The 7,532-nt window shown below is 33.9% G+C and carries 3 protein-coding genes; all 3 read left to right on the plus strand.

Annotation, left to right across the window (positions count from 1 at the left end; translation table 11 throughout):
• The first annotated feature begins 150 nt into the window (after positions 1–150).
• Complete coding sequence (locus FLV_RS18945) at positions 151–2,511, plus strand: TonB-dependent receptor (protein ID WP_243236285.1); 2,361 nt, start codon at positions 151–153, stop codon at positions 2,509–2,511.
• A 309-nt stretch (positions 2,512–2,820) separates the two neighbouring features.
• The gene (gene katG / locus FLV_RS18950) at positions 2,821–5,085 is read left to right on the plus strand and encodes a catalase/peroxidase HPI (RefSeq protein WP_243236286.1); all 2,265 of its coding nucleotides are present in this window, start codon (positions 2,821–2,823) and stop codon (positions 5,083–5,085) included.
• Between the two features lie 166 nt (positions 5,086–5,251).
• Positions 5,252–6,640: a tRNA uridine-5-carboxymethylaminomethyl(34) synthesis GTPase MnmE gene (mnmE, locus tag FLV_RS18955; protein ID WP_243236287.1), complete on the plus strand. Its 1,389-nt coding sequence runs from the start codon at positions 5,252–5,254 to the stop codon at positions 6,638–6,640.
• Positions 6,641–7,532 lie beyond the last annotated feature (892 nt).

The following is a 7,532-nucleotide window of genomic DNA, read 5'->3' on the forward strand; positions in this document are numbered from 1 at the left end:
CTATACTTATTTAGACTAAATTTTAAATGTTTTATTGCGAATCTAAATAAGTCTGTATATTTACTTGTTAAACAAGTATTAATTTTTAATTTTGCTTTGTTTTTATTCAGAATAAATAAAAACAAAATATTTAACCAAATTTAAAAATCAATGAAATATCTTAGTTTAAGAACATCACATATTTTATTTACGATTAGCTTTTTATTTATAGCAATTTCTTCTTTTTCACAACAAAATCTTGGAAAGATAAAGGGACAAATTACAACTTCTGACGGAGAACCTGCAGCGGATGTAAACATTATTCTTAAAAATTCAAAATATGGAACTTTTACGAATGATGATGGAGTTTTTGAAATAAATAGAGTTAAAGCCAATACTTATACGCTTCAGATATCTTTAGAAGGCTATGAAACATCTGAACTAGATGTTACTGTCGAAGAAAATAAAACAGCAACAATTAATTTGCAATTAAAAGTTTCTAATAAAGAATTACAAGAGGTTGTAATTAATAACAGAAAAAGCTTATTATCTAAAAAAACAGAAACGATTGCCAGAATGCCTCTGAAAAACCTTGAAAATCCACAAGTATATAATGTAATACATAAAGAACTTTTTCAGGAACAGTTAGCAATTGATATTACGACTGCCATGAGAAATGCGCCAGGTGTGGTACCGCTTAATTACCCATCAGGAGGTTTTGCTCTTATTTTTAGAGGATTTACTGTTGGAATTAATGCCAGAAACGGAATGGAAACTTTATCAGGCCGTTCTTCAGTAGGAATTGCAAATATTGAACGAATTGAAATTTTGAAAGGCCCTTCGGGAACTTTATTTGGTTCTACAGCTTCTTCATTTGGAGGTGTAGTCAATTTAGTTACTAAAAAACCGTTTGAAACTAACGCTACAGAAATAGGATATACTGCAGGAAGTTATGGAACACATCAGCTTACTGCAGATATAAATTCACCGCTTACCAAAGATAAAAAAGTGCTTTTCAGACTTAATGTTGGGGTAAACAAAGCAAAAAGTTTTCTTGATTATGGTTATTCTAATACATTGTCTTTTACTCCAAGCCTAACTTTTAAAGCCACTGATAAACTTACATTCAATATCGATGCAGAATTATATAATGCTAAAAGTACTAAACCTTTATATCCAGGGGCATCTGCGACATCAGGAATAACAAACCCGGCCGATGTAAAATTAGATTATAAAAAATCGTTGGTTCATGATGATGCCGATGCAAAATCTACATCTTCCAAAGCTTTTGTTCAGTCTGAATATCAAATGTCAGACAACTGGAAATCGACTACTTTATTCTCTTATGTTGGTGAGAACGTTGAGTACAGTTATCAGGTTTTACCTACCTGGACTTCTCCAACTACAGTTTCCACACGTGCTACCGTTTTTGGACCTATATCCAGTAACTATACCAATCTTCAGGAAAATATTAATGGCGAGTTTAAAACAGGAATCTTAACGCACAAATTAGTCGCAGGGCTAAATTATAGATATTATTCAGATACTTTTTCATCTACTCAAACTACCGGGGTGGTTAGAACAATAGATGTAACAACAAATTTTAATCCAATTCGAAAAAAAGAAATTGATGCTTTATTAGGAAATCCGCTTATCAGAGCAGGAAGGGACGAACATACAATTAGTACGTATGCATCTTATGTAATAGGCATTGCTGACAGGCTGCACATTATGACAAGTTTGCGTTTAGATGATTTTGATCGTAAGCAAAGTGGAACTGTAGCGGCATATAAACAAACATCTGTTTCACCTAAAGTGGGAGTAGTGTATCAGATAGTGAAAGATCAGGTTTCTATTTTTGGGAATTATATGAACGGTTTTCAAAATTTAGCTCCTGTTATTCAACCCAGTACTGGTGAACAGTTAGTTTTAGACCCAATTTATGCAGATCAATTTGAAAGTGGTATAAAAGCAGAGTTATTCAACAAAAAATTAAGTGCTACCATTAGTTATTATAATATTACAGTCGATAATGCTGTATTAAGGTTTGCTAACGGTGCATTTATAGATTCTTCACAAGGTGGTGAGCAGGAAAGTAAAGGGGTTGAATTTGAATTTATTGCTAATCCTGTTCAAGGTTTAGATATAGTTGCAGGTTATGCATATAATGATAATAGTTATATAAAAGGAACAACTGTTTCCGGAACCACTATTAAATCTATTGATGGTAAAAAAGCTGCAGATGCACCTGAAAATGTGGTGAATTTTTGGGCTTCTTATAAGTTGCAAAATAAGTTGAAAGGCTTAGGTGCAGGTTTTGGAGTAAATTACGTAGACGAAAGCTATATGTCAAGTGATAATATATACTACATTCCGTCTTATACTATTTGTAGTGCTACAGTATTTTATGAGCAGCCAACATGGAGAGCTGGAGTGAAGATAGATAATTTAACTAATGAAAGATACTGGAGTACATGGGGTGCACCACAAGCACCTACAACAGTTTTAGCAAGTCTGACGTTTAAGTTTTGATTTAGTTTTAGCAGAAACAAAAAAGACCTCTATTTCAAAAAAATAGAGGTCTTTTTGTTTTATAATGCCATTTCTGTTTTGAATACATCAACTGATAAAAAAAAATATTTTTTGTATATTACACTAGTTATTTTTTAGTAGAATAATTTTTTCTCTTTTGACTTAAAATTTATTTTTTTTGTTCGTTTTCGAAATAATAGATTTTATCTATGAGAGTAAGTTGATATAATATTGATTATATATAAAGTTTCTTTGTTGACTTTGTAATTTAGTATTTCGGTTAAATAATAAAAATCAAAAAAGTAAAATATGGAAAATCAATCAAATGACATTAGTAAATGCCCTTTTCATAATGGCAGTATAGACAAAGAAGCAGCTTCAGGTACAAAAAATCGAGACTGGTGGCCTAATCAGTTAAAAGTAAATATCCTGAGACAGAATTCTCCATTATCAGACCCAATGGGGAATAAATTTGATTATGCGGAAGCTTTTAAAAGTCTTGATCTTGAAGCTGTAAAGAAAGATTTGCATGAACTTATGACAGATTCACAGGATTGGTGGCCAGCTGATTTTGGTCATTATGGAGGTCTGTTTATTAGAATGGCATGGCACAGTGCAGGAACTTATCGTGTTCATGATGGACGTGGTGGCGCAGGTGCAGGTCAGCAGCGTTTTGCTCCGCTTAACAGCTGGCCTGATAATGTAAGTCTTGATAAAGCAAGAAGACTTTTATGGCCAATCAAACAAAAATACGGACAAAAAATCTCTTGGGCAGATTTAATGATATTAACCGGAAATGTAGCCTTAGAATCTATGGGTTTTAAAACATTTGGTTTTGCAGGAGGAAGAGCTGATGTATGGGAGCCTGATGAATCTGTTTATTGGGGAGCTGAAACTACTTGGCTTGGGGGAGACGACCGTTATAATGATGGATCAGATGGTGTGCCAAAAGACCATGGTGTTGTCTCATCTGATGATAATGCTAACGGTGATGTTCATTCCAGAAACCTTGAAAAACCTCTGGCAGCAGTACAAATGGGATTGATATATGTAAATCCTGAAGGACCAGATGGTAATCCGGATCCTATTAAGGCAGCCAAAGATATAAGAGATACTTTTGGACGAATGGCTATGGATGATGAAGAAACCGTAGCTTTAATTGCCGGCGGACATACATTTGGAAAAACGCATGGGGCAGCTTCATCTGACCATGTAGGTAATGAGCCGGAAGCATCTGGAATTGAATTGCAGGGATTTGGCTGGCAAAATAGTTTTGGTTCAGGGAAAGGCCCGGACACCATTACAAGCGGACTGGAGGTTACCTGGACAAAAACACCTACACAATGGAGTAATAATTTCTTCGAAAACTTATTTGGTTTTGAATGGGAACTTTCTAAAAGTCCTGCCGGTGCACACCAATGGGTGGCTAAAAATGCAGAACCTATTATTCCTGACGCTTTTGATAGTTCGAAAAAGCATTTACCAACCATGCTTACCACTGATTTATCATTAAGACTAGATCCGGCTTATGAGAAAATATCACGCCGATTTCTTGAAAATCCGGATGATTTTGCAGATGCTTTTGCACGTGCATGGTTTAAACTTACACATAGGGACATGGGGCCACGCTCCCGTTATCTCGGAGCTGATGTTCCTCAGGAAGAATTATTATGGCAGGATCCTATTCCAGAGGTAAACCATACGTTAATTGATGAGAACGAAACAGCTCAATTAAAAGAAAAAATACTAAATTCAGGTTTAAGTATTTCACAATTGGTAGGAACTGCATGGGCATCGGCTTCTACTTTTAGAGGTTCTGATAAACGCGGAGGTGCCAATGGAGCACGTATAAGATTAGCGCCGCAAAAAGACTGGCAGGTAAATAATCCGGTTCAGCTTAAACTGGTTTTAGATAAACTTGAAAGTATCCAAACTGAATTTTTACAAAGTGGAAAAAAAGTTTCACTCGCAGATTTAATAGTTTTAGCTGGTAGTGCAGGAGTGGAGCAAGCTGCCAAAGAAGCAGGATATTCAGTTATAGTTCCTTTTACTCCGGGTCGTATGGATGCTTCTTTAGAACAAACAGATGCTGAATCATTTGGATATCTGGAACCTAAATCAGACGGATTCCGTAATTACCGAAAAACAAAATCGTCAGTTTCTACAGAGGAACTTCTTATTGATAAAGCAAATTTACTGACACTTACAGCACCAGAATTAACTGTGCTTTTAGGAGGATTGCGTGTGCTGGATATCAATACTGACGGAAGTAAAAATGGTGTTTTTACACATCGTCCGGGCCAGCTTACTAATGATTTCTTTGTCAATTTACTTGATATGAATACAAAATGGCAAGCCTTATCAGATGATAAAGAACTTTATGCAGGAAATGATCGTATTACCGGTCAGCCGAAATGGATAGGAACACGTGCAGATCTTGTTTTTGGATCTAATTCAGAGTTAAGGGCTCTTGCGGAGGTTTATGCAAGCAGTGATGCGACAGAAAAATTTATAAATGATTTTGTTTCTGTATGGGATAAAGTAATGAATCTCGATCGATTTGATTTAGTTTAAAAAAATATTGATTTCAATATTCATAAGAATACTTAAGGAGCCAGATTTGATGGCTCCTTTTTTTATTATAAAAAAATATTTTTTTAGTCTGCTAAGTTTAAATTACCAGTTTTTTCAGAATAGATATTCTGTTAGTAAATTTGTCCCTTTTTTATACCTTTGCCGTATGATAAATCAAGATTCTATTGTGGCTTTGGCTACACCGTCGGGAGCAGGAGCTATCGCAATCATTCGAATTTCAGGTTCAGAGGCTATTACTATCGGAAATTCGGTTTTTAAATCCATAAAAAATAAAGACTTAACAAAGCAAAAAACACATACTTTGCATTTAGGTCATATTGTTGATGATAATAAAACACTTGATGAAGTATTGATTTCTGTTTTTAAAGGACCTAATTCGTACACCGGCGAAAATACTATCGAAATTTCCTGCCACGGATCAACTTATATTCAACAGCAAATAATTCAGTTATTATTGCGAAAAGGTTGTCGAATGGCTGATGCGGGAGAGTTTACCTTGAGAGCTTTCTTAAATGGAAAACTGGATTTGTCACAGGCAGAAGCGGTTGCAGATTTAATTTCATCTGATAATGAAGCTTCACACCAAATTGCAATGCAGCAAATGCGTGGAGGATTTAGTAACGAAATAGCCAAATTAAGAGAAGAGCTTTTAAATTTTGCTTCTTTAATTGAACTCGAATTGGATTTTGCCGAAGAAGATGTAGAATTTGCTGACAGAACACAATTTTATGAGTTATTAAACCGAATTGAATTTGTACTGAAACGATTAATAGATTCGTTTGCAGTTGGAAATGTTATTAAAAACGGAATTCCGGTAGCTATTGTTGGAGAACCAAATGTTGGTAAATCGACTTTATTAAATGCATTATTAAATGAAGAACGTGCTATTGTTTCTGATATAGCAGGTACTACACGTGATACTATTGAAGATGAGTTAGTTATTGGCGGAATTGGTTTTAGATTTATTGATACAGCAGGAATTCGCGAAACAAAAGATGTCGTTGAGAGTATCGGAATCAAAAAAACTTTTGAAAAAATCGAACAGGCACAAGTGGTTATTTTTTTATTTGACAGTTCTGAATTTAAGGTTTCAGGTTTAAAATTAAAAGTAGAACTAGAGAAAATCAAAAATCAATTTCCTTTAAAACCATTGGTAATCATTGGTAACAAGTCTGATAAACTGACTGAAAGTGAAATCATAAACTTAAAATCTGAGATACCGGAAATTTTAATGCTTTCGGCAAAAGAAAATATTGGAGTTGAAGAATTAAAAAATCAACTTCTTTCATTTGTAAACACAGGGGCTTTACGGAATAATGAAACAATTGTTACGAATACGAGGCATTATGACTCATTGCTTAAAGCTTTAGATGAAATACAGAAAGTAAAATTTGGTCTTGAAACAAATCTCTCAAGTGATTTGATTGCACTAGACATTCGTGAAGCCTTATACCAATTTGGATTGATTACCGGTCAGGTTTCAAATGATGAACTACTGGGGAATATTTTTGCTAATTTCTGTATCGGAAAGTAAAGAAAACAAAAAAACATTTGTACCCATTTGTATTACAGAATTTTGGATACAAAAGCTTAGATATTTTAAAATGCATAACTTTAATGACTTATGTTATGTAAAAAAGATACCAAACATTTTGCCTGATGTTTACTTTGTTAACAACTTGTATTTCTCAAAAACATCATATTTGTATTGCAGTTAATAGGTTTTGATAATACTGTTAATTTTATTTAAGCTTTTATGGTAAAATAATTTTGTTTGCTCGTTGTTTTAGCTGTTTAAGCTTTATATATGGCGCAGTAGATAAAACATGTATGATTGCTTTGTGTTTTGATTTTGTCGGTAATTTGAAAAATTCAGTGTTACACTTTGTGGATTTATGATTTTCATCGTCTCTTCGCCATTTTGTAGATTGAGGTTGTTTTTTATACCTACTATATTATAATTAACTCCTATATTATAATTAACTCGTTGGGTGAAATTAAAAATGAGTGTCAGGCTGAGCGGAGTCGAAGCCCTTTCGTGTTCAAAAGCCTTCGACTAAGTTTATCCTGAGCGAAGACGAATGGGCTCAGGATGACATCAATTCCTTAAGTTATAAATGATGTATCACTTCTATTTTTTATACTTTTTATAATCAAATCAATCTTTTTAATCAATTTCACCTAACAGGTTATGATTAGAAAATTATACTATAATATATTAAAGGAGAAAAAAAATCATTTTAAGGTAGATGATGTCCTGCACAGGGAAGTCTAATTTTTTTTTTAAGATTGTAATTTGGAATTTAATAAGAAGCTTACTCCCTCTATGTGCTAGAATCTTTAGTGCCGAACCCCTGTAGAAAATGATTTAGGCTTCTATCGTTGCTATGGTATGTTTTTTCGGAGGTAGATTTTGTTAAATAGAA

This window comes from Flavobacterium pectinovorum, assembly GCF_022802975.1.
Taxonomy (GTDB): domain Bacteria; phylum Bacteroidota; class Bacteroidia; order Flavobacteriales; family Flavobacteriaceae; genus Flavobacterium; species Flavobacterium pectinovorum_B.

What these genes read in the sequence shown, in the direction of transcription:
- FLV_RS18945 (WP_243236285.1), top strand. Translation starts at nt 151, where the DNA reads ATGAAATATCTTAGTTTAAGAACATCACATATTTTATTTACGATTAGC.
- katG (WP_243236286.1), top strand. Translation starts at nt 2,821, where the DNA reads ATGGAAAATCAATCAAATGACATTAGTAAATGCCCTTTTCATAATGGC.
- mnmE (WP_243236287.1), top strand. Translation starts at nt 5,252, where the DNA reads ATGATAAATCAAGATTCTATTGTGGCTTTGGCTACACCGTCGGGAGCA.